This is a genomic window from Phenylobacterium sp., from assembly GCF_016793225.1.
Lineage (GTDB): Bacteria > Pseudomonadota > Alphaproteobacteria > Caulobacterales > Caulobacteraceae > Phenylobacterium.
This window is the reverse complement of record NZ_JAEUMN010000103.1, coordinates 29,523-53,887: the sequence shown is the minus strand read 5'-3', so window position 1 is coordinate 53,887 and position 24,365 is coordinate 29,523. Positions and strand designations below refer to the sequence as shown.

Here is a 24,365-nt window from a genome sequence, read left to right as displayed (position 1 = left end):
GAGACCCGCGTGCCGTCCGCTCCCGGCGAAGCTGCGCCCCATCTCTGCGAAACTGCCCAGGCGTTCCACCGCTTCGAAGTCACAGGCGCGGCCCAGCACCTCGCTCAGGATCTTGTTGCCCGGCTCGGGCTTCTGCGCGGCGAGGTCCAGCGCCAGGCGGTAGGCGCGGTCCAGGCTCTGGCCCTCGGTCTCGGAGCGGTCGCGCGCCAGCCCCTCGCACAGCGCCATGGCGTAGTCGACGTTGCCGGGGGCCCCCGCGTGGGCCGCCTCCAGCTCGGCATTGGCGGCCGCGCGGTTCCGATCGCCGTACAGCAGGCCCCTCTGGTAGCGGATCCACGCCGCATTGGGGTCGATCGTCTCGACCGCCTCGAGGAAGCCCGCCGCCTGGACGGCCCGGCCGGTCCGCCGCAGGAGCACCGCCTTCTCTTCCAGCAGCCGGCGCTCGGCGGGTCGCCGGCGGATGGCGTCCTCGAGCGCCGCCAGCGCCTCGGCGGGCTTCTGGTCCGCAAGCAGCACCGCGGCGAGGTCCGACCAGGCGTCCACGTGGTCCGCGTCGAGCGCCAGCGCCTCGCGCAGGGCGTCCGCGGCCGCGGCGAACCGCTGCTGCCGCCACAGGGTCCGCCCGCGGCGCCAGGGGTGGGCGGGCGCTTGAGGTTCGAGGCGCGCAAGCTCGGCGTAGACCGCCTCGGCGCGCCGGGCCTCGCCCATGTCCATCAGCACGTTGCCCAGGTTGAGCCAGGCGGCCGTGGTCCGGGGCTGGATGGCCGTGGCGGCTTCGAGCACGGCGGCGGCCTCGGGCAGGCGCTTCAGCCGCCGCAGCGCGACGCCGCGCGTGTTGCTGATCTCGTAGTCGCCGGGATGCTGGGCGAGCCCCTCGGCCGCGCGCTTTTCGACCGCTTCGAAGCGGCCGGCGTTGTAGAGCTGGACCGTCAGCATCCGCCAGACCGCAATGCCCTGCGGCCCTTCGGCGACGGCGGCTTCCAGCTCGGCGATCGCCGCGTCGCGCCGGCCCGCCGCGAGCAGGGCTCTCGCCGCCGACAGACGGTCCGTCATGCCCCTACCGGTGCTCGCTCACGGCGCGATGGATCAGGTCGTAGAAGTCGCGGGCGAACTGCTGGGTCTGGCCGAGCGGGCTCTTGCGCAACGCCTCGCGCATGTTGGCCCGGATCTCGCGACGACGGTCGAGGTCCGCCGCCAGCGCCACCGCCTGCGTCTGGTATTCCTCGGGCGTCTTCACGCAGAGGTCCCCGAGCCCCGCATTGGACAGGATCGAATAGCTCAGGCGCTCGTGGAAGGCCTCGCCCACGCGGCTCACCAGCGGCACGCCCATCCACAGGCTCTCGGTCGTGGTGGTGCCGCCGGTCAGCGGGAAGGGGTCCAGCGTGATGTCGATCTCGTTGTAGTAGGGCATGTGCCGCCCGCGGACCGCGTGGAACACCAGGCGATCCTCGCTGACCCCCTCCCGCGCGAACAGGGCGGCCAGGTTGCGGCGGAAGCTGGCGCCCGATCCCTCAGGCCTCACGAAGGCGAACCTGGAGCCGGGCACGGCGGCGACCACTCGGGCCCAGGCCTGGACGACCTCTCGGCTGTACTTGTGCGGATTGTTGGCGGTGCCGAAGGTGACGAAGCCATTCCGCTCGCAGGGCAGGCCGGGGGTGATCTCGTTGCGGTCCGAGAAGAAGGCGTCGCCCAGGGCGAGCCATGTCTTCGGCATCACCAGCGGCTTCTCGATGAGGTAGGCGGGGTCCGTGGGAAGGCTGAACGGGTCGCAGATGAAGTAGTCGATGCTCTCCAGCCCCGCCGAATGCGGATAGCCCAGCCAGGACGCCTGGATGGGCGCCGGCCGGTAGGCCATGACCTCCAGCTTGTTCATGTGCGTCGAGCCGCCCAGCTCGATCAGGATGTCCAGCTGGTCCTCGGCGATCTTTTCGGCCGCCTGCCCGACCCCGATGTCGGGCCACCAGCGATAGGCGGAGATTCGCTCGGCGATATGCCGCTGCGCCGCGTCCTCCTGGCCCAGGTAGTAGGAGTAGACGAACACCTCGAAGCGCTCGTTGTCGACGTGGTCGAACAGCGGCATCGCGAAGTATCCGACCGGGTGCTGCCGCAGGTCTGACGACATGAAGCCAAGGCGGATCTTGCCGCCCTTCGGCCTCGGCGGCGGACGCTTGATCGGCCGGCGCGCGGCCGCCTTCTCCACATCGCGGCCCCAGATCCGGTGCTGCTCGACGAGCTCCAGCCGGTCCTCGTGCGTGTGGGTGCGGGACAGCTGCTTCAGAAGCGCCGTATGGCGTCCACTGGAGGCCCAGCCGCGGCCCAGGGACTTGAAGTCGCCCACCTGGTCCTGGGAGTCGAAGTCGGCGACCCGCACGAAGACCTCGGTCATGATCTTCTTGGCCGCGTCTCCGAACTCGGCCCTGCGATGCAGGAGCTTCAGGGCGAGCTGGTAGGCCTCCTCGATGTGTCCACCCTCGTCCCCGTGACGCGTCCGTTCGAGGCTCTCGACGAGCGACGTGGAGTAGTCGAGCCGGTCGGGGTCGAGTTCGACGGCGCGCCGCAGCGCCGCGGTCGCGCGAGCTCGGTCGATGTCGGCGACGAGGGAGCCGATCTGGAAATGCAGCCACGCTGCGTCGGGGTTCGCCGGCAGGAGGTCGGTGAGGAACTGCTCGGCGCGGCGCATCTGGCCCGACCGGCGCAGGACCATGGCCTTGCCTTCCAGGAGCCGCTGGTTGCCGGGGTTGGCGGCGATCGCGCGGTCGAGGACCTCCTCGGCTTCCGCCGTGCGGAACTCCTCGTTCAGGGTGCCGACCAGGTCGAGCCAGGCGTCGATCAGGTCCTTCTTCAGGCTGATCGCGGTCCGGAAGCGCGTCGCGGCGGGATCGATCTTGCCCTGCTGCAGCAGCGCGCGGCCCAGCTGGCGATGGTACTCGGCATTGCGCGGATCGGCGCGCACCATCTTCGTGAAGAGCGCCTCGGCCCTCGCGCCCTCCTTCAGATCCAGGAGCACGTTCCCGAGGTTCTGCTGAGCCGCCGGGTCCTTGGGCCGCAGGCGGATCGCGGCGTCCAGCACCGGCACGGCTTCGGCCTGCCGCCGCGCCTTGCGCAGGAGGACGCCGTAGGTGTTGAGGAGGTCATAGTCCTTGGGGTGGCGCTGCGCGCCCTGGCCGGCGAACTGCACCCCCTCCTCGAACCGGTTGGCGTTGTACAGCTGGACCGCCAGAACGCGGTAGACCTGAACCGTGCGGGCCGGGTCCTCGGTCACGGCTGCGATCAGTTGCTCGATCGCCTCGTCCCGGCGTCCCGCATTCAGGGCCGCCTGCGCCGCTTGCAACCGATCAGTCATCCGGAGCCTTTCAACCGCAGGAAACGGCTGCTTAAGGCCACCCGCCGCCCATGGCTAGCGCGCCGTGGCGGCTGGCCGGCTCTCCGTGATCACGCTGCCGGCGCGGCCCGCTGGGAGAAGCGCCACTTCAGCACCAGGATCGTCGCCGAGAGGCCGAGGCAGACGGTGTTCGCGCCCACGACCGGCCAGGCGTTGGTCATGACCCCGTAGGCGATCCAGAGCGCGAATCCCGTGACGGTCACGGCGTACATGCGCAGCGACACCGAGGTCGCGTCGCGCTCGCGCCAGATCTTCAGGATCTGCGGCACGAAGCTGGTCATCGAGCACAAGGCGGCGCCTGTGCCCACGACGTCGGCGATCGAAATCACGGCGTCAGCCCCGTGCGGCGTCGCTGTCCATGGGAACGCTAACGGAAATCCGGACGCCGGGTTGCGCCACGTCGGTCACCAGTCGTCCGCGGAGCTGCTGCGCCATCAGCTGGGCGACGGTCAGGCCGAAGCCGGTCGGCGGCGCGCCCGGCGGGACGCCGACGCCATCGTCGGCCACGGATAGCTCGAACCCGGTCGCAGTGCGCCGCAGGGCTACCCGCACGCGGCCGGTGCGGCCGTCGGGATAGGCGTGGCGCAGGGCGTTGCCCACCGTCTCGCTGACAAGCAGGGCGACGGACGCGCCCTGGGGGCCCGGAATGGTCACGGCGTCGAGGTCGAGATCGATGTCCACGCCTTCGCGGCCGGCCGAGCCCGCCAGGTCGCTGACGATCTCGCGCACCAGGGCGGCCAGCTCCACCTCCTCGCGCTCGTCGGCCCAGGCCACATGACGGTGCGCGACGCTGACGGCGGCGACCCGCTGCTGGACGGCCCGAAGCGCCGCCTTCGCGCCTTCGTCGGCCGATCGGCGGCCCTGCAGCAGCACGATGGAGGAGATGAGCTGCAGCGTGTTCTTGACCCGGTGCTCGATCTCGCGCGCGCGTTCGACCTGTCGCTCGAGCGCAGCCTCGGGCCCGTCGATCTTCGGACTGGCCATCCCGTCTCCCGTCGTTCGGCCGCTGTGGTCGCCAGACTATCGCAACCTCGGCGCCGTGGGGTTGCGACTCAAGGCCGCCGGTCGCCGAACGCGATATCGCCTTGGAGAGGCCCGCGGGGATGCGAAAAAGGCCTCCGGCGTCGCCGCCGAAGGCCTCTCTGCGCGCGTCCCACGCCGGTCGGCGGGGATGCGGCGATTGCGGTTAGCGGGGGGGAGCTCACTCGCCCCACCTGAACGCACGTCCCCGCGGGTCGTTCCGCTCAGGCGCCGAGCACCGGCAGACGGATCCGGAAGGTGCTGCCCGCCCCCGGCGTGCTGGACGTGAGCGAGATGGTTCCGTCATGCAGCTCCATGAGCTGCTTGCCGAGTGCGAGCCCGATGCCGAGCCCCTCCTGGGCCCGTTCCGTCGGGCTCTTCACCTGCGCGAAGAGCTCGAAGATCTTCGACTGCATCTCGGGCGGGATGCCGATGCCGGTGTCCGAGACGTCGATCTCCGCGAAGCCGTCCACCACCCGCGCGCTCAGGGCGATCCGCCCACCGGCCGGGGTGTATCTCGCCGCGTTGTTTAGGAGGTTGCTGACCACCTGGGCAAGCCGCGTGGGATCGGCGTGCAGGTTCACAGGGGCCGCGGGCATGTGCGTGGTGAAGGTGTGGCCTGCCGCGTCGATTTGCGGCCGGCTGGCCTCGACCGCGAACTCCAGGACCGTCTGAAGCGCCACGGTGTCCTTGCAGAGCGCGATCTTGCCCTGGTCGATCCGCGAGATGTCCAGCATGTCGTCCACGAGGCGCGTCAGGTGCGCGACCTGCCGCTCCATCTGGGCATGGATCTCGTCCGTCTTCTGAGGGTCCTTCCGGCGCCGGAGGAAGTGGAGCCCGGCGCTGAGCGCCATCACGGGATTGCGTATCTCGTGACCGAGGACCGCCAGGAACTCGTTCTTGTGCCGGTCGGCGGTCTGGAGCGCCGCGGCGAGGGCTTCGAGCTCATCGCGCTGCGCGATGATCTGCCGACGCTGCTGGTGCAGGTCGAAGAAGACGTTGGCCTTGCTGCGCAGCACGTCCGCCTCGATGGGCTTCTGCAGGAAGTCGACCGCCCCGGCCTCATAGCCGCGGAACCGGCGCTGACGATCCGCCGTGCCGGCCGTCAGGAAGATGATGGGGACGTGACGCGAGACCTCGGCGCCGCGCATGAACTCGGCCAGCTGGAAGCCGTCCATGCCCGGCATCTGGACGTCGAGAAGCGCCAGCGCCACGTCGTGCCTCAGCAGCAGTTCCAGCGCCTCGTCGCCCGAGCGCGCCTTCAGGCAGACCAGGCCGTCGCGCTGCAGCAGCCCCTCCAGGGCCAGGAGGTTCTCCTGGAGGTCGTCGACCAGCAGGAAGTGGATGGGCGCGCTCGCGGTGGTCATGGCGCCCTCAGGTTGGACAGATGCGATGCGATGGCGTCCAGCCGCAGCACCGTGGCGCCGGGGCAGGCCCGGAGCGCGGCCTCGGGCATGGCGGCCACATAGGCCTCCGCCGGATCCTCCACGACGGCGTGTCCGCCGGCGGCGACGACGGCGCTCAGCCCGGCCGCGCCGTCGTGGTTCGCGCCCGTGAGCACGATCGCCGTGGCCGCGGACCCGAAGGCGTCGGCCACGCTGTCGAAGAGGACGTCGATCGCAGGGCGCGACAGGTTCACGAGCTCGTCCGCCGACAGCGACAGGCTGCCGTCGGCCTCGACGAGGAGATGGTAGTCGGAGGGCGCGAAGTAGGCGACGCCCGGCTGGGCGACCTCCTTGTCCTCGGCTTCCTTCACGCCCACCCTGCACTTGTTCTGGAACAGCGGGACGAGGGCGTTCTCCCGGTCCGGCGGCACGTGCACCACGATCAGGATCGGCGCCGGGAAGTCGGCCGGCAGGGTCGGGAGGATGCGCAGAAGCGCCTGGACGGCGCCGGCCGATCCGCCGATGGCGACCACTCCGGGGGTGGGGCGCGTCATGGGTCGCGCCTCTGGTAGATCTTCTCCTCGCGCACGAACTCCGCGAAGGCGCCGGCGTGACTCGAGAACCGCAGGCTCTCCTTCAGTCCCAGCCCCAGGAAGCCCTTGCGCGCGAGCGAGTCGTGGAAGAGCCCGATGGCCCGGTCCTGCAGGGCCCGGTCGAAGTAGATCAGCACGTTGCGGCAGGAGATGAGGTGCATCTCGCCGAAGACCGCGTCGGTCACCAGGCTGTGGTCCGAGAAGACGATCCGGCTGCGCAGCGACTTGTCGAGGATCGCGCGGCCGTAGTCGGCGGTGTAGTAGTCCGAGAGCGAGGACCGCCCGCCGGACTTCTGGTGGTTGGCGGTGAACTTCTTCACCAGCTCGAGCGGGTAGACGCCGGCCTCGGCGGCGCGCAGAGCGGCGGGATTGATGTCGGTGGCGTAGAAGATGGTGCGGTCCTCCAGCCCCTCCTCGCGGAACAGGATGGCCAGCGAGTAGACCTCCTCGCCATGGCTGCAGCCGGCGACCCAGACCTTGAGCGAGGGATAGGTCCTGAGGTGCGGCAGCACCTTCTCGCGCAGCGCCCGGAAGTAGCTCGGGTCGCGGAACATCTCGCTCACCTGGACGGTAAGGTAGCCCAGGAGCCGTCCCAGGGTGGCGGGGTCGTGCAGGAGGCCCGCCTGCATCGCCGAGATGCTGGTGAAGCCCAGCTGGTCGCGGGCCTGGACCAGGCGGCGCTTGATCGAGGCGCGGGCGTAGCTGCGGAAATCATAGTGGTAGCGCTGGAACAGCGCCTCCAGGAGCAGGTCGATTTCCAGGTCCTCGACGCCCGGCTCCCGCAGCGCCGCGCTCATCGGGGCATCCAGACGCGCACGAGCGACAGCAGCTTGTCCACGTCGATCGGCTTGGCCATGTAGTCGTTCGCGCCGGCCTGCAGGCAGCGCTCCTGGTCGTCCGGCATCGCCTTGGCGGTCAGCATGAGGATCGGCAGGTCGGCCCACTTCGGATCGCTGCGGATCCGGCGGGTCGCCTCGAGCCCGTCCACCACCGGCATCATGACGTCCATGAGCACGAGATCGATCGCCGGCGCGGAGCCCCCGGCGGACTGCGCGAGCGCATCGATGGCTTCCTGCCCGTTGCGGGCGATCTGCACCGAGGCGCCGCGAGGTTCCAGAACGCTGGTGAGCGAGTACACGTTCCGGACGTCGTCCTCGACGATGAGGATGCGCCGGCCCTCGAGCACGGCGTCCCGGTTGCGCGCCTTCCGGATCATCCGCTGCTGCTCGGGCGGCAGTTCGGCCACCACCTGGTGCAGGAACAGGGAGACCTCGTCGAGCAGCCGCTCGGGCGACTTCGCGCCCTTGATAATGATCGAGTTCGAGTAGCGCCGCAGCCGCTGCTCGTCGTCCGCGGAAAGCTCGTGGCCCGTGTAGACGATCACGGGCGGGAAGGCGTGGTCGCCCTGGCTGAGCGTCTCGAGCAGGGAGAAGCCCGATGCGTCCGGGAGCGACAGGTCGAGCACCATGCAGTCGAACGTCTGGGACCTGAGCATTTCCAGGCACTCGGCCGCCGTGCCGACCCCGACCGTCTCCACGTCTCCCGACGCCAGCAGGCGGCTGACGGCGTCGCGCTGCACGTCGTCGTCCTCCACGATGAGGACCCGCCGCATCGTGCGCGTCAGCTTCGACTGGAGGTTCTGGAGCACCTCGGCCAGCTGCTCGCGCTGCACCGGCTTGATCAGGTAGCCCACAGCGCCCAGGGACAGCGCGGTCTGGCTGTGGTCGGCGCCCGAGACGACGTGGATCGGGATGTGGCGGGTCGCGTCGTCACGCTTGAGCTGGTCCAGCACCGTGAGGCCGGACTGGTCGGGAAGACCCACGTCCAGGACGATGGCGTGCGGCTTGAACTCCGCGGCGAGTTCCAGGGCTTCCTCCGCGGTGTCGGCCACGAGGCAGCGGAATCCCAGTTCACGGGAGAGGTCGCAGACGATGTCGGCGAAGCTCGGATCGTCCTCGATGACCAGCAGCACCCTGCGGCCGTCCATCGGGGCCTCGCGATCGTCCTTCACCCGTCGGGCCGGCGCCGGGCGTCTGCGCTGCGGCAGCGGCTCGGTGGCGGGGGCCGTCTGCGTCGCCGGCGCGCTCGTCGGGGGCTCCCAGGCGGCCACCCGCGCAGGATCGAACGCCAACGGGATCGACAGCATGAACGTGCTGCCCTTGCCCGGGGCGCTCTTCAGGTCGATGGCGCCGCCGAGCAGCCGCGCCAGCTCGCGCGAGATGGATAGCCCCAGGCCCGTGCCGCCGTACTTCCGGCTGATCGTCCCGTCGGCCTGCCGGAAGGCGTCAAAGATCGCCTGCTGCTGCTCCGCCGAGATCCCGATGCCGGTGTCCTTGACGGCCACGGCGAGGCGGTCCGCGCCGGCGCGCGCGAAGGCGAGCCGCACGCCCCCCTTCTCGGTGAACTTGAAGGCGTTCGACAGCAGGTTCTTCAGGACCTGCTCCAGGCGCTGGCGATCGGTCTCGACGGTCTCGGGAAGGTCGTCCGCGAGATCGATGTCGAACGTCAGGCCACGCTGGTCCGCCACCGGCTGGAAGAGCCCGCGCAGGTCGGTCACCAGACGCCGCAGCGGAACATCCTCGGCCTGGATCTGGAGCTGTCCGGCTTCGATCTTCGACAGGTCCAGGATGTCGTTGATGAGGGTCAGCAGGTCGTTGCCGGAAGACTGGATCGTGCGGGCGTAGCGGACCTGGTCCTCCGACAGGTTCCCATCCGGATTGTCGCCCAGCAGCTTGGAGAGGATGAGCAGCGAGTTCAGCGGCGTCCGCAGCTCGTGCGACATGTTGGCGAGGAAGTCCGACTTGTACTGGCTTGCCTGCTCCAGCTCGCGCGCCTTCTGCTCGACCGCCGCGGCCGTCCGCTCCAGCTCGTCGCGCTGGCCGGCGAGCGTCTGGGCCTGCTCCTCGAGCTGGCTGTTGGTCTGCTCCAGCTCCACCTGCTGCTGTTCGAGCCGCACCTGCGATTCCTTGAGCGCGCGGCCCTGCTCCTCCAGCTCCTCGTTGGAGACGCGGAGCTCCTCGCTCTGAACCTGCAGCTCCTCGGACTGCCGCTGCGTCTCCTCCAGCGCCTCCTGCAGCTGTGTCCGGTAGCGGGCGGAGCGCAGGGCCACGCCCAGGGCGGCGGCGCTCTGCGCCAGGAGGTCCAGCACGCGGTCCTCGATCGGCTCGAGGAAGCCGAGCTCGACCACGGCGTTGACCACCCCGTCGGCCATGGCGGGCGCGATCAGGAGATGGCGCGGGGCGCCGCGGCCGAACGCCGAACCGATCGTGAGATAGCCGTCCGGCACGTCGCGGACGACGATCGGCCGGCGCTCGACGACCACCTGGCCGAGCAGGCCCTCGCCGGACGCGAAACGCTCGGGAATGGGCGCGCCGTCGGGCACGCCGAACGTCGCCACGAGCCGGAAGTCCCCGCCATGCCCCTTGAACAAGGCGCCCGCCTGGCAGCCGGCGTAGCGGGCAAGGAAGGCCAGCACGGCGTCGGAGAGCTGCTCGATCGATTTGTCGCCCATCATGGCGTCCGCCAGCTCGACCTGCCCCGACTGCAGCCAGGCCTGGCGGGCGCGGGCGCGGGCGTCGCGGCGGATGAGGGTGAACACCAGGACGGTCAGCGCCGCGCCCAGAAGACCGGAGAGCGCGATGCTGAGGACGGCCGCCTGCTGCGCCTGGTGCATCTCCGCGATGAGCAGTTCGCGGACCCGTTGCTCCTCCTGCCGCATGGCGGCGAGGCGGGCGCGGATGGCGTCCATCTCCGCGCGACCCTGGTCTCCGCGCACGACGGCCAGGGCGGCCTCCGGACCTTCGGTCTCCCGGAGCAGGATGGTCGATTTCAGCTCCGCGAGCTTGGCGTCGATGCTTCGCCGCAACTGGATCGCGTTGAGCTGCTGCACCGGGCTGATGCGCGTCAGCGCCGCCACTTCATCCTGCGCGGCCGCCGCGTTCGTGACGGCGAGCCGGTAGGGCTCGAGGTACCGGGGATCGCCGGTCAGCAGATATCCGCGCTGACCGGTCTCGGCGTCCTGGATCAGGGACCGCAGGTTGTCCACCGCCACGATGACGCGATGCGACTGCCGGATGCGCGCATTGTTCGCCTGGAGTTCCGCGACGTTCAGGTACGAGACCGAGCCGCTGATCAGGAAGAACAGCAGCACGGCGACAAGGCCAAGGGTCGTCCAGACGTCCACCCGTGATTCGAACGACGAAGTGATGCGGACGCGGGAAGCGGACATGGACATCCTGGAACGGCGGCGCGCGACCGCTGGCGGTCAGCGGCCGCAGGTACTGAGTTCGGGCCCGGACTGCCGGCGGCGGGTTCGGTCCGCAGCAGCCCGTCTGAGGAGATGGACCCGTCGATCGCCGACCAGCACTCCCCCCAAGCGCCGTAACGGCGCAGCTTGGCGTTTGGTTCCGCATCCCGCCGCACGCCGCAGACGCCTTGACCGCCCGGTCCTCCCACGCCAAAGCCGCCTGCCATGAACATCCTCCTCGTGGGCTCCGGTGGGCGCGAGCATGCGCTGGCCTGGAAGATCGCCGCCTCTCCCCTGGTGACACGCCTGGTGGCGGCGCCCGGGAACCCCGGCATGGCCGCCCAGGCGGAGTTGCGGGACGTGCCCGCCACCGACGTGCCCGCGCTCGTGGAGCTCGCCCGCGAGATCGCCGCCGATCTCGTGGTGATCGGGCCGGAGTCGGCGGTCGCCGCCGGGCTTGCCGACGCGGTGACCGCAGCGGGATTCCCCTGCTTCGGCCCGACGGCGCAGGCGGGCCAGCTGGAGAGCTCCAAGGCCTTCACCAAGGCCTTCTGCGACCGCTACGGCCTGCCCACCTCGGCCTATGCCGTGTGCGAGAGCGCGGAGGCGGCGCGGCGCGCCCTCGATCGGTTCGAGCCGCCCTATGTGGTGAAGGCCGACGGCCTGGCCGCCGGCAAGGGCGTGGTCATCGCGCCGACCCGGGCGGAGGCGGAGGCCGCCATCGACGACGCGTTCGGCGGCCGCTTCGGCGCGGCCGGGGCGCGCGTGGTGCTGGAGGAGTTCCTGGAGGGCGAGATCGGCTCCCTCTTCGCCCTGTGCGACGGCAAGGACTCCATGGTCTTCGGCTGGGCACAGGACCACAAGCGCGCCTTCGACGGCGAGCAGGGCCCGAACACCGGCGGCATGGGGACCTATTCGCCCGCGCCGGTCTTCACGCCTGAGCTGGTCGAGCAGGTGCGCACGCGGCTCGTGGAGCCGGCGTTCGCGGGCATCGCGGCGGACGGGGCGCCGTACCGGGGCGCGCTCTTCGTGGAGCTGATGGCGACGGCCGCGGGGCCGAAGCTGGTGGAGTTCAATGTCCGCTTCGGGGATCCGGAGTGCCAGGTGCTCATGCTGCGGCTTGAGAGCGACCTCGTGCCGTACCTCGTCGCCTGCGCGCAGGGGCGGCTGGCCGAGATGGCGCCGCCGAAGTGGCGGGACGAGAGCGCCGTCTGCGTCGTCGTGGCGGCCAAGGGCTATCCCGACAAGCCCTCGGCCGGCGGCGAGATCCGCGGCGCGGACGCCGACTTCGGGCCCGACGTGGTGGTGCTGCATGCCGGCACGAAGCGCGACGCCGGGGGCGTCCTGCGCGCGGCGGGCGGCCGCGTCCTGAACGTCTGCGCCGTCGGCCCCACGCTTCGCGAGGCCCGCGACAAGGCCTATGCGGCCGTGGACGCCATCGACTTCCCCGACGGCTTCTGCCGCCGCGACATCGGCTGGCGCGCCCTGCGCTGATCCTGGGTGATCCTGGGGGCGGGGCCTCAGCCCCCCTCCGCCACCGCCTTGAGCGCCGGCAGCGCCACGGCGTGCCAGGCGTGACCCAGCCCGCCGCGGACGTCCTCGGTCTCGCGGTCGTCGAACTGGTCCCAGCCGGAATGGACGAGGCGCACGTGCGTGCCTCCCGGAATCTCCCGCAGGCGGATGTCGACGAAGGTGTCCGGCACGTCGGGGAAACCCCAGCTGAACGAAAGCCGCCGGGGGCGGTCCAGCACCTCGATGCGGCAGGCGATCGCGCCCGCGACGTCGCCGGCCGCGCGCCGCGCGCGGTCGGGCTGCAGGTAGAACACGTGCCCGGCCTCGCCGCGAAATCCGAGGCAGCCCATCCAGCGGCTCACCTGGTCAGGGTCGCTCAGGGCCTGCCACACGCGTTCCCGCGGGGCGGCGACCTCGATCATCGACGTGACGTCCTCGACCATGCCGGGCACGTGCGGCCGCCGTGCCGGGGCGTCAAGCCTTGCCCCCTCGGCGCACCCGGCTAAAAGACGTCCAAACAAGCGTACGAGCTGGGGAGAGACCATGGCCGAAGCCCTGACCGCCGAGCAGGAGCGCGAGCAGCTCAACACCGGCACGAAAGAGGTCGCCGAGACCCACCGGTTCGACGAAGCCTCGCTGGCGCGCTGGATGGAAGCCAACGTCGAGGGCTACCAGGGCCCGCTCGAGGTGCGCCAGTTCAAGGGCGGCCAGTCGAACCCGACCTACCAGCTGGTCACGCCGAACCGGAAGTACGTCATGCGGCGCAAGCCGCCGGGCAAGCTGCTGCCGTCGGCGCACGCGGTGGACCGCGAGTTCAAGGTGATCTCGGCGCTCTATCCCACCGGCTTCCCGGTCGCACGCCCGTTCGGCCTCTGCACCGACGAGAGCGTCGTGGGGACCATGTTCTACGTGATGGACATGGTGGAGGGTCGGATCCTCTGGGACCAGTCGCTGCCCGCCTACTCGCCGGCCGAGCGCCGCGAGATCGTGCTGGCCAAGATCAAGACCCTCGCCGACCTGCACAACACCGACTACGTGAAGGTGGGCCTGGAGGACTACGGCCGACCCGGCAACTACATGGCCCGCCAGGTCGACCGCTGGACCAAGCAGTACAAGGCGTCCGAGACGGTCCATATCCCGGCGATGGAGCGCCTGATCGAATGGCTGCCGAAGACGGCGCCCGAGCAGGAGCGCACGTCCATCGTCCATGGCGACTACCGCCTCGACAACATGATCTTCCACCCGACCGAGAACCGCGTGGCCGCGGTGCTGGATTGGGAACTGGGGACCCTCGGCGAGCCGCTCGCGGACTTCACCTACCTGCTGATGAACTGGGTCAACGGCGGGATCTCGCAGATCCCGGACCTGAAGGCGCACGGCATCCCGACGCGCGAGGAGGCCGTGGAGTACTACTGCGGCCTCACCGGGCGCAGCGGCCTGCCGGACCTCAACTGGTACTTCAGCTACAACGCCTTCCGCCTCGCCGGCATCCTGCAGGGGATCGTGGGCCGGGTGCGCGACGGCACGGCCAACAGCCCGCATGCCGCGCAGCAGGCCGACCGGGTGCTGGGCCTCGCCGAGACGAGCTGGAAGTTCGCCGAACTGGCCGGCGCGCGCTGAGCGAGACGCTTCCGGCCGAACGGGTGCGGCGCTAGCGGGCGCGTACGCGGTCGAGGAGGGCGGCCAGCGCCGCCTCGTCGTCGAACACCGCCTTGACGGGCCAGGCGGCGACGCGCGTCCGCCAGGCGGGCGGCAGGCGCGCCCAGTCCTTCTCGGTGGTGACGAGCCCCGCGCCCAGCCGCTCGGCCCGGCGCGCCAGCCAGGCCAGCTCGGACTCGCGGAAGACGTGGTGGTCGGGGAACGGCGCGAAGTCGGCCAGGCGGCAGCCCGCGTCGGCCAAGGCGCGCTCGACCTTCCAGGGTTTGGCCACGCCGGCGAAGCCCAGTTGCGGGCCCGGGGGCGGCGGCGCGGCCGGCGCCAGCCGCGCCGTCAGGACGGTTTGGTCGCCGAGCTGGGCCAGGAGCGCGGGGTCGGGCGCATCCAGGCCGACCGGCAGCAGGACGATGACGGCGTCTGCGCGGGCGAGCCCGGCGGCGAGCGGCTCGCGCATGGGGCCCGCGGGGAAGACCCGGCCATCGCCGAAGGGCCACTCCTCGCCGCGCGTCTCGGCGTCGACGACGACGAGGCTGAGTGACTTCAGGACCGCGGGGTTCTGATGGCCGTCGTCCATGACCAGGACCGCAGCGCCCGCCTGAGCCGCCGCGACCGCTCCGGCCGCGCGGTCGCGGGCGACCCAGACCGGGAGGTCGTTCGCGAGCATCAGCGGCTCGTCCCCCACCTCGGCGGCGCCGTGGCGTTCCGGGTCCACGCGCACGGGTCCGGCCAGCGATCCGCCGTAGCCGCGCGTCAGGACGGCGGCGCCGAGGCGGCGGGCGATCTCGCGCGCGATCGGGGTTTTGCCGGCGCCGCCCACCGTGAGGTTGCCCACGCAGACCACCGGGACGCCGGGATCGACGGGACGGCCGCGCGCGATGCGCCGCGCCGTCGCCCAGGCCCAGATCCACGAGACGGGCGTGAGCAGCGCTCGCAGCAGCGGCGCCGTCCGCGGGCGTCGCTCGTACCACCAGCGGGGCGTGGTGAGCTTCATGCGGGCAGGAGCGGCTGGAGGAGGCGGTAGGCTTCGTCCAGGGCCGCGCCCTGGCGATCGGCGTAGGCGAAGGCGGCCTCTCCCATCCGCCGCGCGATGCGGGGATGATCCAGCAGGCCGCGCAGGTGGCGCGCCAGGGCGTCGGCGTCGGCCGCCGCGATCGCCGCGCCCTCGGCGAAGAGGCCGGCATAGGCTTCGGCCGCGTTGAACACGTGAGGCCCGGTCAGGATAGGGCGTCCGATGCGGGCGGGCTCCAGGGGGTTGTGGCCGCCGACGCCCGGGGCGAAGCCGCCGCCCATCACCACGATGTCGGCCAGCCGGAAGAAGAGCCCGAGCTCGCCAAGGGTGTCGGCCACGTGGACGCCCCCCGTCGGCAGCTCGCCGGCGCCGCGGCGGGTGGCGGCGAGCTGCTCGGCGAGCGCGGGACCACGCTCGGGATGCCGGGGGGCCACGACCAGCAGCGCCTCGCCGAGATCGGGCGCCGCCTGGTGGAAGGCGCGGGCGATGAGGTCCTCCTCGCCGGGGTGGGTGCTGGCGGCGAGGACCACGCGATGGCCGCCCACGGCCTTGCGCAGCCGCTCCAGCTCGGCGGCGTCGGCGGGCAGCGGGTCGCCGACCAGCTTCAGGTTCAGCCGCGGACCGGGGCTGGCGCCCAGCGCCGACAGCCGCGCGCCGGTCGCCTCGTCCTGCGGCAGCACGAGGTCGAAGGCCCGCACGACGGTCCGCGCCGACGCCGGCCACTGGGCCCAGCGCCGGGCGCTGGCCTCGGTCATCCGCGCGGACACCAGCGCCAGGCGCACGCCGCGGGCGCGCGCGCCGAGGATCAGGTTGGGCCAGAGCTCGCTCTCCACCAGGACCCCGGCGTCGGGACGCCAGTGGCCGAGGAACCGGCGGACGGCGCCCGGCGCGTCCACCGGCGCGAACTGGTGGATCACCTCCGCGGGCAGCCGGCGGGCCAGCAGCGCGGCGGCCGTCGCGGTTCCGGACGTCACGAGCAGGGCCAGCTCCGGCCGGCGGGCGCGGAGCGCCGCGATCAGGGGCAGCAGTGACGTGGTCTCGCCGACGCTCACGCCGTGCAGCCAGACGAGGGGACCGTCTGGGCGCGGGACCGTGGGGCGGCCGAGGCGCTCGCCCAGCCGCGCGGCGTCCTCCTTGCCGCGGCGGGCGCGACCGCGCAGGACCCCGGGCGCCAGGGGCTCCAGCAGGCGGGTGGCCGCGCCGTACAGCGCCAGGGGGAGGGTCGGGGTCACGCCACCTTCGCGCAGCCGAGGCCGCAGCCGCCCTCGGTCTCCACCTGCAGGGTCACGTGGCCGATCGCGAAGCGGTGCGAGAGACCCTCGCGGGTCGAACGCAGGAAGCTGTCGCCGTCGTCCACGCTGCGGGGACGGAGGATGTGCGCGGTCATCGCCGTCTCGGTGGTGGAGAGCGCCCAGACGTGCAGGTCATGGACCCCCTCGACGCCCGGCTGGCGGCTGAGCCAGGCGCGCACCTCGTCCACGTCGATCGCCCGCGGCGCCGCGTCCAGGGCGAGGTCGGCGGAGTCGCGAAGCAGGCTCCAGGTCCCGAGCATGATGACGCCGGCGATCACGAGGCCCAGGGCCGGATCGATCCACGCCAGCCCCGTGCGGCTCATCACGAAGGCGCCGACGACGACCGTCAGCGAGACGCCCGCGTCGGCCGCCATGTGCAGGAAGGCGCCGCGGACGTTCAGGTCGCTGTGACTGCCGCGCATGAAGAGGAGGGCGGTGGCGCCGTTGACCAGGACCCCGAAGCTCGCGGCCAGCATGACCAGCCCCGTCTCGACCGGCGCCGGCTGCAGCAGGCGGTGGATGGACTCCGAGGCGATGGCGCCCACGGCCATGAGCAGCAGCACCGCGTTGGTCAGGGAGGCCAGGATGGTGGCCTTGCGCAGGCCGTAGGTGCGCCGTCCGGCGGGCGCCCGGCGGGCCAGGACGGCGGCGCCCCAGGCCAGGATCAGGGCGAGGACGTCGGACAGGTTGTGGCCCGCGTCGGCGAGCAGCGACATGGAGCCTGTCCAGAACCCCAGGCCCGCCTCGACCGCCACGAACGCGGTGTTGAGCACGACGCCGATCCCGAAGGCCCAGCCCATGTCCTTCGGGGCGTGATGGTGGTGGTGGTGGCCGTGGGCATGTCCGCCGCCGTGGCCGTGGTCGTGACCGTGGGCGTGGCCATGGTCGTGAGCGTGCTCATGCCCATGCTCGTGGCCGTCGCGCGCGGGATGCGGGTGGGCGTGCGCCATCGGGGCCTATGTCTCACCGCCCGCCGAAGCGATCAATCCGCTACCAAGTAACGCTCAGCGCCCGACCAGCGCTTCGGCGCGGCGGGTGGCTTCCGAGAGGCGGCCTGACCATTCCGTGATCAGGGCGGCGATGGCGGCCTCGTCCGCATCGGCGGGCACGTGCAGCGGGCCGTCCCAGACCACGGCGCCCCGCCCGAAGGGCGCCGCCCACATCACCTTGTCCCACGTGCCCTGCATCTGGGCCGACGGCGCGGCGGCGATTCCCATCAGGAACACCGGCTGCCCGGACCGCCGGGCGATCTGCAGGGCGCCGGGCGCGATCACCTCGTTCGGCCCGCGTGGACCGTCCGGCGTGACGACCAGCGCGCCCCCGCCCGCCACCCAGTTCGTCGCCTCGCGGATGGCGGCGACGGCCTGGCGCATCTTGGCGGTGTCGCCGGGCTTGGCCGACGAGACCCGGATGGCGGGGAAGCCGGACATGTCCAGCGCGCGGGCCACGAACTCGCCGTCCGCGCTGGGCGAGATCAGGCACTTGGTGCGCTTGCGCCACCACTGCGGCGCGGTGGCGAGGCACAGCGGGATGCGGCCGTGCCAGAAGAGGGCGATGGCGCCGCGCGTGTCGTCGGCGAGCACCGGCTCGACGCAGGCCAGGTTCTCGTGCCGCCAGCGGACGGTGCGCAGCACCAGCCGCAGGTAGCTGCCCAGCACCCAGCCCAGGAAGGCCTGGACCGAACCGTTTCGCAGCAGCGCCTTCACGCGGCGGGCTCCGCCTCCAGGTCCTGGCTTCTGGCGAGCCGGGCGTAGAGTCCGCGCTTCTTCACGAGCGTCGCGTGATCGCCGGTTTCGACCACGCGCCCACGGTCGACCACGTAGATGCGGTCGGCGCCGCGCACGGTGGAGAGGCGGTGGGCGATCAGGATCGTGGTCCGGCCGGCCATGAGCCGCTTCAGCGCCGCCTGCACCTGGGCCTCGCTCTCGGTGTCCAGGGCGCTGGTGGCCTCGTCGAGCAGCAGGATCGGCGCGTCCTTGAGGAACGCCCGGGCGATGGCGATCCGTTGCCGCTGGCCGCCCGAGAGCCGGGCCCCCGCCTCGCCCACGAGCGTGTCGTAGCCGTCCGGCAGGTCGCAGATGAACTCGTGCGCCGCCGCGGCCCGCGCCGCCGCCTCGATCTCGGCCGCCGCGGCCTGCGGGCGCGCATAGGCGATGTTGGCGCGGACGGTGTCGTCGAACAGGAACGGCTCCTGGGTCACGAGGGCGATCTGGTCGCGCAGCGAGGCCAGCGCCACGTCGCGGACGTCGACGCCGTCCAGGGTCACGCGCCCCGCGCTCACGTCGTAGAAGCGAGGGATCAGGTTCAGGATGGTGCTCTTGCCGCCGCCCGAGGGGCCCACCAGCGCCACCGTCTCGCCCCGGCGGGCCTCCAGGTCGACGCCGTCCAGCGCCGGCGGGCCGTCGCCGCCGTACGAGAAGGCCACGTTCTCGAGGCGCAGGTGGCCGTCCGCGCGGGTGACCGGCTGGGCGCCCGGCCGCTCGCGCACCTCGGGCTCCACGTCCAGAGCTGCGAAGAGCCGGCGCGCCGCGGCCATCCCTTCGGCGAAGACCGTCTGCAGGTTGGCGAGCTGACGCAGCGCCTGGCTGGCCATGGTGAGGGCGGCCACGAACGAGAAGAAGGCGCCGGCGTTCATCTCGCCCACGGTGGAGCGCCAGCCGGCGTAGGCGAACACGGCGGCCACCACCAGCGTCATCAGGAGCTCGGTGGCCGGCGCGGCCCGGGCGCGGGCGTTGGCGCCCTTGGTGAGGTGGCGCTGGCGCCGCGCGACCACCTCGGCCACGCGGGCCTCCTCGTGCGCCTCGCGGTTCTCGATCTTCACGACCCGGACGCCGTCGAGGCTCTCCATGATCGCCGAGGAGAGGTTGGAGGTCTCGGCCATGGCGCCCTTCGCGGCCTTGGTCGTGCGCCGGGAGAACCGCCGCATGATCGCCCCGGCCAGGGGCGCGACCCCGATCAGGAGCAGCGACAGGAACCAGTCGTTGGCGACCATCACCACCACGGCGCCCACGAAGATCAGCAGGTTCTGGGTGTAGTTCACCACTCCGGCGGTGGCGGCCTCGCGGATCAGGCCGGCGTCATAGAGCACCGAGGCGACGAAGCTGCCGGTGTGGCGGCTGCGCAGGTGGGCGAGGTCGGCACGGACAAGGCGGCCGAAGAGCTGCACCTGGACGTCGCCCACCACGGCGTTGCCGATGTGGTTCACCAGGGTGGCCTGGACGATCTGGGCGACCGTCCGGGCGAAGGCGAGGGCCGCGATGGTGAGCGGGATCCAAAGCAGCGCCCCCGGCTTGTGGAACACCAGGAGGTCGTTGGTGGCGGGCTCGATGATCCGCACCAGCTCGGCCGAGCAGTAGGCCACCACCACGGCGGCCAGCATGGCCACGGTCCAGCCGCGCCAGCGCGGCGCCATATAGCTTCGCGCCACCCGCGCCACGAGGGCGCGGGCGCCAAGCTCCGGCGGGGCGGGGACGCTCATGGGCCTGGGGTCGGACGTTGCGCCCACAGTGTCAAGCCGGGCCGCGCGACGGCCCTTGAGCCGGGATCGGTCTCGATCACGAACGAACACGCGCGCACACGCACGGGCGTGCGCCCGCGACCCGTGGGCGGCCACGGTCAGGCGGTCTGCGGCGACGTCTTCGCGGTGCGGCGGTTGGCCCGCCCCGCCGCTCGCTCTGCGGCGAGCGGTCCCCCCTTCCCGCAGGGCGGGAAGGGAAGGGGTCAGCTGGGCCAGGGGGGTTTGAGGCGCAGGCCGGGCGCCGTGGAGCCGAGGAGCGCGGATCGCGCGCGCGGCGCCGCGGGCGGGGCGCGGTCCAGGACCGTCGCGGCCGGGGCCGCCGGCTGCGGCTGCGCCGCGCCGGCCTTCGCGAGGAGGGCTTCGAGGGCCGGCAGGTTCCGCGTGCGGACATCGGCCGGAACGCCGTCGGCGCGGGCGGTCTCGCGGGCCACCAGGCCGAGCGTCGAGAGGAACTTCGGCAGGCTCACCGCCTCGTAGTCCCGTTCGCGCTCGCGCTCGACGGGGTCGCCGCGCTCGGGCCGCTCGACCTGGATCTCGTCCTCGCGCTCGCGGCCGGCGTCGATCGCCTGGACGGGGGCAGGGCGGAGAGGGGCCATGCGGCCGGCGCGCAGGGCCAGGCACAGGCGGATGCCCAGGCGCACGGCCTGGAAGCTGCGGTGGAAGACATCGTAGAGCTGCAGGCTTCGGCTTCGGTTGGCCTCGGTCTTCGCCGCCTCGCCGACCCGCCGCCCCAGCTCGAAGGCGCAGTCGACCATCGCCTCCACCATGCGGAGCTCACGATCGGTGCGGGCGGCGTCCTGCGACATCGGAACAAAAGTAGAACATCTCAAGCGGCGCCGTCAACCCCTCGGGGGCCCGGCTGGCTGCGGACCGGATTCTCGCCTACCTAGCGGCGATGAGCGCCGCAGAGCCCCGCTTCGACCTCACCACGCCGCTCGGGCGGGCGAAGGCGTATGCGGACTACCTCTGGAACGACCACGCCTACCTGCGGCTGGGGTTCTCGAACGCGCACTGGATCAGCGAGGAGCTGGTGCGGGCGAACCAGCCCTGGCCGCACCAGATCGCCGCCTGGCGGGACCGCGGCATCCGCACGATCGTGAACCTGCGCGGCGGGTTCGACGCCAGCTTCCATGCGCTGGAGAAGGACGCCTGCGCGCGGCTGGGGCTGAACCTGGTGGATTTCACGATCACGTCCCGCGAAGTCCCCTCGCGGGAGCGCGTGCTGGGCGCCAAGCGGCTGTTCGAGACGCTGGAGTACCCGGCGCTGATGCACTGCAAGTCGGGCGCGGACCGGGCCGGGATCATGAGCGTGCTCTACATGCACTTCCGGAAGGGCCGGACGATCCGGGAGGCGCTGGACCAGCTGCACATCCGCTACCTGCACATCCGGCACGGCAAGACCGGCGTGCTGGACTACACCTTCGCCCGCTATCTCACCGAGGGCGAGCCGGCGGGCATGAGCTTCCTGGAGTGGGTGCAGAGCCCGATGTACGACCCCGCCGGCATGAAGGCCGAGTTCCGCACGAACATGTGGGGCAATGTGCTGACCGAGAGCGTGCTGCGCCGGGAGTAGGACGGATGGGGGTCGCGCCGGCCGCCTTGAGCGGGATCGGCGGCCCTGTTGGCCGCTTGCCCTTCCCACCGTCCGCTCTACGCCCGGCGGCGCTGCGCTCGGCGGCGCTGGGCTCGGCGGGCGGTCCCCCCTTCCCGCGACGCGGGAAGGGAAGGGGGGTTAGTGCTCGTCGTCGTCCGAGCCCGGGGTCAGGAGCTTGTGGGCGTGCAGCACGAAGTAGCGCATCAGGGCGTTGTCGACGGTCTGCTGGGCCTTGGCGCGCCAGGCCCTCACGGCCTCGTCGTAGCTGGCGAAGCCGCCGACGAAGTCGATCTGGCCGGGGTCCTTGAACTCGGGCGGACCGTCGAGGTCCTTGAGTTCGCCGCCGATGACGAGGTGGAGGAGCTGTCTGTGGGGCATGGGGGTTCGTTTCAGATGAAATCAGTTTCGCGGGCCCATATGCTGGAGCCGCTCCAGGATCAATGGGGCGAGCGCCCGAGTCGAGCAGATCAGGCTGGCCTGTGACGGCCGCGCCCGGTTGAAGCGGAAGGCCTCGCCGGTGTGGTCGCCGACGAAACAGCCGGCTTCGCGGGCGATGAGGTCGCCGGCCGCCACGTCCCAGTCGGACTTGCGCACGGGCGCGACCGCCGCGTCGAACTCGCCGGCGGCCACCGCGCACATGCGGTAGGCGGTGGAGCTGCGCTGCTCGACGGACATGGTGGCCGGCCAGGGGGTCGGCCACGACCAGTGGGCGAACACCACCGGGTCGCCGGCCATGCGGGCCTCCTCGAGCCGCGCGGCCGCGGTCGGGGCGATCGGCGCGCCGTTGCGGGTGGCGCCCTGGCCCGCGGCGGCGGCGTAGATCTCCTCCAGCTCGGGCGCGTAGACCGCGGCGGCCGTCGGGACCCCGTCGTCCACCACGGCGATGGCCACGGACCACCAGGGCCGGCCCTTCAGGAAGGCGCGGGTGCCGTCGATCGGGTCGACCACGAAGATGCGCCGGTGGGCCATCCGCTGCGGATCGTCGGCGGTCTCCTCCGAGAGCCAGCCGTAGTCGGGCCGGGCCGCGCGGAGACGGCGGGTCAGCAGGTCGTCGGCCGCCAGGTCCGCATTGGTGACCGGGCTGTGGTCGTCGGCCTTGTATTCGACCTCCAGGCCCTTGCGGCGGATGTCGCGGGCCAGCTCGCCGGCCTCGCGGGCCGCGTCCAGGATCAGGCGCAGGTCGTCGCTCATCGACCCGCGATGGCGAGGCCGTCCACCATGAGCGAGGGGGCGTTGGACGCGCCGCGGATCTCGAGGTCCGAGGCGGGCGTGACGCGCCGGAAAATGTCGATGAGGTTGCCCGCCACCGTGATCTCCGTGACCGGGTAGGCGAGCTCGCCGTCCTCGAACCAGAAGCCGGAACAGCCCACCGACCAGTCGCCGGTGTTGGGGTTCAGCGAGGGGCCGAACATCGACGTGACGAGCAGGCCCGCGCCCGCGTCCTTCATCAGCGCCTCGCGGCTCTTCTCGCCGGGCAGGAAGGTCAGGTTCGAGGTCGAGACGCCGGGCGGGCCGGCCAGGCCGCGGGAGGCGTGGCCCGTGGTCTGCAGGCCGAGCTGGCGGGCCGAGGACGAGTTGAGGAGCCACGTGGTCAGCACGCCGTCGTCGATCAGGTTGCGCGGCCCGTTGCGGACGCCCTCGTCGTCGAAGGGCGACGAGCCGAGGCCGCGGAGGCGGTGCGGATCGTCGCGGATCACGATCCCCTTGGCGAAGATCTGCTGGCCCAGCTTGTCCTTCAGGAACGACGCCCCGCGGGCGATGGCCGGGCCCGAGATCGCGCCGATCAGCGGGCTCATCAGCGATCCGGCGAGGCGGTTCTCGAAGATCACCGGGGCGGTGGTGGAGGCGATCTTGCGCGCGCCCAGGCGGGCGGCGGCGCGGCGGCCGGCCTCGGCGCCCAGGCTCTCGGGCTCGGGCAGGTCGGCCTGCCAGCGGACCGAGCGGCCGTCGTAGCCGGTCTCCATGCCGGCCTCGTCGCCCGCGATGGCCGAGGCGCCGATTGAGAAGCCCGACGCGCGGTGCACGCCGGTGAATCCGCCGCTGGTCACCATGGTCCACCGGGCGGCCGACCACGAGCCGGAGGCGCCGTCGGTGTTGATCACCCTGGGGGTGGCCCGCGCAGCGGCCTCGGCGGCGCGGGCGCGTTCCTCCAGCGCCTCGGCCGACGGCTCGGACGGGTCGAACAGGTCCAGGTCCGGCATGTCGCCCAGCGCCAGGTGTTCGCGGTCGGCGAGGCCCGCGTAGGGATCCTCGGGCGCGAGGCGGGCCATGGCGACCGCGCGCTCCACCAGCTTGCCGCGGGCGTCCGCCGAGATGTCCGAGCCCGACACGGTGGCATGCCGCCTGCCGACGAAGACGCGCAGGCCCAGGTCGCGCGACTCGTTGCGCTCGACCTCCTCGAGGTCGCCCATGCGCACGGTGATCGACAGGCTGCGGCGTTCCGCGCCCACGGCCTCGGCGGCGTCGGCCCCCGCCCTCAGCGCGGCGGCCACGACGTCGTTCAGCAGGTTTTCGTCCATCGCCGGGATATGGCGGACGCAGGGCGGACGAACAAGGCTGGGGTGCGCGTCGCCGGGCGCCGTCGCCTTTCCCTCCCGTCCTCTTCGACGGAGGAACGGCCGGGGATGGTGGTGTGCGCAGAGCGTCAGAGGTTCGTGCGCGTGCGGCGACGTCGCCTCATACGCACATTCGGCAATGGTGGGGCCACACCACCACCCAACCCTCCTCCATCGAGGAGGAGGGCTTTTCAGGGCGCCTCAGGGGATGGCGTAGAACAGCAGGGCGGCGGCGATGGCGACGTAGCTGACCCAGGTGGCCAGGGCGCCGGCGGCGCGGAGCCAGGTGGCCTGCGTCGAGCGCGACAGGCCCACGGCGTGCACCACGCGGCCCACGAAGAAGACCAGGCCGATCAGGTGGATCAGCAGGCTGGGCGCGCCCACGAGCGCCAGGATCGCAAGGCCGGCCAGCGCCGCGGGCACGTACTCCGCCGCGTTGCCGAAGGCGCGGATGGCCTGCTGCAGGGCGGGCACCCCGCCGTCGCCGATCTCGACCCGGTGCCTGCGCCGCTGGCGGGTGACCAGCACCGACAGCACGAGCAGGAGCACGACGTTCAGGCCGGCCCAGAGGGCGGCGGCGTGGGCGGAGGCCAGAGGGTCCATG

General features: G+C 72.1%; 22 protein-coding genes. 3 read left to right on the top strand and 19 right to left on the bottom strand.

Annotated elements, in window-relative coordinates:
* The 8 genes from JNK30_RS12205 to JNK30_RS12170 form a co-directional block, all read right to left on the bottom strand.
* Nucleotides 1-1,053: tetratricopeptide repeat protein (locus JNK30_RS12205; RefSeq protein WP_293482512.1), on the bottom strand; the 1,053-nt coding region annotated here is incomplete at its 3' end.
* 4 nt (nt 1,054-1,057) lie between these two features.
* On the bottom strand, nt 1,058-3,343 hold the full coding sequence (locus JNK30_RS12200) for a tetratricopeptide repeat protein (protein WP_293482511.1): 2,286 nt from the start codon (nt 3,341-3,343) through the stop codon (nt 1,058-1,060).
* An 89-nt stretch (nt 3,344-3,432) separates the two neighbouring features.
* Nucleotides 3,433-3,708 carry a SemiSWEET family sugar transporter gene (locus JNK30_RS12195; RefSeq protein WP_293482514.1) on the bottom strand — a complete coding sequence of 92 codons (276 nt, stop codon included), beginning with the start codon at nt 3,706-3,708 and terminating at the stop codon, nt 3,433-3,435.
* Between the two features lie 7 nt (nt 3,709-3,715).
* Complete coding sequence (locus tag JNK30_RS12190; protein WP_293482510.1) at nt 3,716-4,366, bottom strand: sensor histidine kinase; 651 nt, start codon at nt 4,364-4,366, stop codon at nt 3,716-3,718.
* Nucleotides 4,367-4,626: 260 nt separating this feature from the next.
* On the bottom strand, nt 4,627-5,769 hold the full coding sequence (locus tag JNK30_RS12185) for a hybrid sensor histidine kinase/response regulator (protein ID WP_293482509.1): 1,143 nt from the start codon (nt 5,767-5,769) through the stop codon (nt 4,627-4,629).
* Complete coding sequence (locus JNK30_RS12180) at nt 5,766-6,341, bottom strand: chemotaxis protein CheB (protein WP_293482508.1); 576 nt, start codon at nt 6,339-6,341, stop codon at nt 5,766-5,768. Before JNK30_RS12180 ends, JNK30_RS12185 begins: the two co-directional genes overlap by 4 nt.
* A complete protein-coding gene (locus JNK30_RS12175) occupies nt 6,338-7,177 on the bottom strand; it encodes a CheR family methyltransferase (RefSeq protein WP_293482507.1) in 840 nt (279 codons plus the stop codon). Before JNK30_RS12175 ends, JNK30_RS12180 begins: the two co-directional genes overlap by 4 nt.
* A complete protein-coding gene (locus JNK30_RS12170; protein WP_293482506.1) occupies nt 7,174-10,608 on the bottom strand; it encodes a response regulator in 3,435 nt (1,144 codons plus the stop codon). The genes JNK30_RS12175 and JNK30_RS12170 overlap by 4 nt, the downstream gene beginning before the upstream one ends.
* Nucleotides 10,609-10,851: 243 nt before the next feature.
* Between JNK30_RS12170 and purD the strand changes: the two genes are divergently transcribed.
* The gene (gene purD / locus JNK30_RS12165) at nt 10,852-12,120 is read left to right on the top strand and encodes a phosphoribosylamine--glycine ligase (protein WP_293482505.1); all 1,269 of its coding nucleotides are present in this window, start codon (nt 10,852-10,854) and stop codon (nt 12,118-12,120) included.
* Between the two features lie 26 nt (nt 12,121-12,146).
* Here the strand turns inward: purD and JNK30_RS12160 are convergent, their stop codons facing one another.
* Nucleotides 12,147-12,581: an SRPBCC domain-containing protein gene (locus tag JNK30_RS12160; RefSeq protein ID WP_293482513.1), complete on the bottom strand. Its 435-nt coding sequence runs from the start codon at nt 12,579-12,581 to the stop codon at nt 12,147-12,149.
* Between the two features lie 100 nt (nt 12,582-12,681).
* Here JNK30_RS12160 and JNK30_RS12155 point away from each other — a divergent pair, with 100 nt between their 5' ends.
* A complete protein-coding gene (locus JNK30_RS12155; protein WP_293482504.1) occupies nt 12,682-13,758 on the top strand; it encodes a phosphotransferase family protein in 1,077 nt (358 codons plus the stop codon).
* Between the two features lie 31 nt (nt 13,759-13,789).
* Here JNK30_RS12155 and lpxK read toward each other — a convergent pair whose 3' ends face one another.
* The 6 genes from lpxK to JNK30_RS12125 all read right to left on the bottom strand — a co-directional run bounded on the left by lpxK (nt 13,790) and on the right by JNK30_RS12125 (nt 20,418).
* Nucleotides 13,790-14,785 (bottom strand): tetraacyldisaccharide 4'-kinase, encoded by a 996-nt coding sequence (gene lpxK, locus JNK30_RS12150; RefSeq protein ID WP_293482503.1) that lies wholly within the window; start codon nt 14,783-14,785, stop codon nt 13,790-13,792.
* Nucleotides 14,782-16,035, bottom strand: a complete 1,254-nt coding sequence (locus JNK30_RS12145; protein ID WP_293482502.1) for a glycosyltransferase N-terminal domain-containing protein — start codon at nt 16,033-16,035, stop codon at nt 14,782-14,784. Before JNK30_RS12145 ends, lpxK begins: the two co-directional genes overlap by 4 nt.
* A complete protein-coding gene (locus JNK30_RS12140; protein ID WP_293482501.1) occupies nt 16,032-17,045 on the bottom strand; it encodes a cation diffusion facilitator family transporter in 1,014 nt (337 codons plus the stop codon). Before JNK30_RS12140 ends, JNK30_RS12145 begins: the two co-directional genes overlap by 4 nt.
* A 54-nt stretch (nt 17,046-17,099) precedes the next feature.
* The gene (locus JNK30_RS12135; protein WP_293482500.1) at nt 17,100-17,801 is read right to left on the bottom strand and encodes a DUF374 domain-containing protein; all 702 of its coding nucleotides are present in this window, start codon (nt 17,799-17,801) and stop codon (nt 17,100-17,102) included.
* Nucleotides 17,798-19,573 carry an ABC transporter ATP-binding protein gene (locus JNK30_RS12130; RefSeq protein ID WP_293482499.1) on the bottom strand — a complete coding sequence of 592 codons (1,776 nt, stop codon included), beginning with the start codon at nt 19,571-19,573 and terminating at the stop codon, nt 17,798-17,800. Before JNK30_RS12130 ends, JNK30_RS12135 begins: the two co-directional genes overlap by 4 nt.
* Before the next feature lie 242 nt (nt 19,574-19,815).
* On the bottom strand, nt 19,816-20,418 hold the full coding sequence (locus JNK30_RS12125; protein ID WP_293482498.1) for a hypothetical protein: 603 nt from the start codon (nt 20,416-20,418) through the stop codon (nt 19,816-19,818).
* An 89-nt stretch (nt 20,419-20,507) separates the two neighbouring features.
* Here JNK30_RS12125 and JNK30_RS12120 point away from each other — a divergent pair, with 89 nt between their 5' ends.
* Complete coding sequence (locus JNK30_RS12120; RefSeq protein ID WP_293482497.1) at nt 20,508-21,185, top strand: sulfur transferase domain-containing protein; 678 nt, start codon at nt 20,508-20,510, stop codon at nt 21,183-21,185.
* A 159-nt stretch (nt 21,186-21,344) separates the two neighbouring features.
* Here the strand turns inward: JNK30_RS12120 and JNK30_RS12115 are convergent, their stop codons facing one another.
* From JNK30_RS12115 to JNK30_RS12100, 4 genes are all read right to left on the bottom strand, one after another.
* On the bottom strand, nt 21,345-21,584 hold the full coding sequence (locus JNK30_RS12115) for a DUF4170 domain-containing protein (RefSeq protein WP_293482496.1): 240 nt from the start codon (nt 21,582-21,584) through the stop codon (nt 21,345-21,347).
* Between the two features lie 21 nt (nt 21,585-21,605).
* Nucleotides 21,606-22,397 (bottom strand): 3'(2'),5'-bisphosphate nucleotidase CysQ, encoded by a 792-nt coding sequence (locus JNK30_RS12110; RefSeq protein WP_293482495.1) that lies wholly within the window; start codon nt 22,395-22,397, stop codon nt 21,606-21,608.
* On the bottom strand, nt 22,394-23,725 hold the full coding sequence (locus JNK30_RS12105; protein WP_293482494.1) for a metallopeptidase TldD-related protein: 1,332 nt from the start codon (nt 23,723-23,725) through the stop codon (nt 22,394-22,396). Before JNK30_RS12105 ends, JNK30_RS12110 begins: the two co-directional genes overlap by 4 nt.
* A 237-nt stretch (nt 23,726-23,962) precedes the next feature.
* Nucleotides 23,963-24,364: an MAPEG family protein gene (locus JNK30_RS12100; protein ID WP_293482493.1), complete on the bottom strand. Its 402-nt coding sequence runs from the start codon at nt 24,362-24,364 to the stop codon at nt 23,963-23,965.
* Nucleotide 24,365 lies beyond the last annotated feature (1 nt).

Excerpts from the sequence above, each read along its gene's own strand:
- JNK30_RS12200 (WP_293482511.1), bottom strand. The coding sequence starts at position 3,343 with ATGACTGATCGGTTGCAAGCGGCGCAGGCGGCCCTGAATGCGGGACGC.
- JNK30_RS12190 (WP_293482510.1), bottom strand. The coding sequence starts at position 4,366 with ATGGCCAGTCCGAAGATCGACGGGCCCGAGGCTGCGCTCGAGCGACAG.
- JNK30_RS12185 (WP_293482509.1), bottom strand. The coding sequence starts at position 5,769 with ATGACCACCGCGAGCGCGCCCATCCACTTCCTGCTGGTCGACGACCTC.
- JNK30_RS12180 (WP_293482508.1), bottom strand. The coding sequence starts at position 6,341 with ATGACGCGCCCCACCCCCGGAGTGGTCGCCATCGGCGGATCGGCCGGC.
- JNK30_RS12175 (WP_293482507.1), bottom strand. The coding sequence starts at position 7,177 with ATGAGCGCGGCGCTGCGGGAGCCGGGCGTCGAGGACCTGGAAATCGAC.
- JNK30_RS12170 (WP_293482506.1), bottom strand. The coding sequence starts at position 10,608 with ATGTCCGCTTCCCGCGTCCGCATCACTTCGTCGTTCGAATCACGGGTG.
- purD (WP_293482505.1), top strand. The coding sequence starts at position 10,852 with ATGAACATCCTCCTCGTGGGCTCCGGTGGGCGCGAGCATGCGCTGGCC.
- JNK30_RS12160 (WP_293482513.1), bottom strand. The coding sequence starts at position 12,581 with ATGGTCGAGGACGTCACGTCGATGATCGAGGTCGCCGCCCCGCGGGAA.
- JNK30_RS12155 (WP_293482504.1), top strand. The coding sequence starts at position 12,682 with ATGGCCGAAGCCCTGACCGCCGAGCAGGAGCGCGAGCAGCTCAACACC.
- lpxK (WP_293482503.1), bottom strand. The coding sequence starts at position 14,785 with ATGAAGCTCACCACGCCCCGCTGGTGGTACGAGCGACGCCCGCGGACG.
- JNK30_RS12140 (WP_293482501.1), bottom strand. The coding sequence starts at position 17,045 with ATGGCGCACGCCCACCCGCATCCCGCGCGCGACGGCCACGAGCATGGG.
- JNK30_RS12130 (WP_293482499.1), bottom strand. The coding sequence starts at position 19,573 with ATGAGCGTCCCCGCCCCGCCGGAGCTTGGCGCCCGCGCCCTCGTGGCG.
- JNK30_RS12125 (WP_293482498.1), bottom strand. The coding sequence starts at position 20,418 with ATGTCGCAGGACGCCGCCCGCACCGATCGTGAGCTCCGCATGGTGGAG.
- JNK30_RS12120 (WP_293482497.1), top strand. The coding sequence starts at position 20,508 with ATGAGCGCCGCAGAGCCCCGCTTCGACCTCACCACGCCGCTCGGGCGG.
- JNK30_RS12115 (WP_293482496.1), bottom strand. The coding sequence starts at position 21,584 with ATGCCCCACAGACAGCTCCTCCACCTCGTCATCGGCGGCGAACTCAAG.
- JNK30_RS12110 (WP_293482495.1), bottom strand. The coding sequence starts at position 22,397 with ATGAGCGACGACCTGCGCCTGATCCTGGACGCGGCCCGCGAGGCCGGC.
- JNK30_RS12105 (WP_293482494.1), bottom strand. The coding sequence starts at position 23,725 with ATGGACGAAAACCTGCTGAACGACGTCGTGGCCGCCGCGCTGAGGGCG.
- JNK30_RS12100 (WP_293482493.1), bottom strand. The coding sequence starts at position 24,364 with ATGGACCCTCTGGCCTCCGCCCACGCCGCCGCCCTCTGGGCCGGCCTG.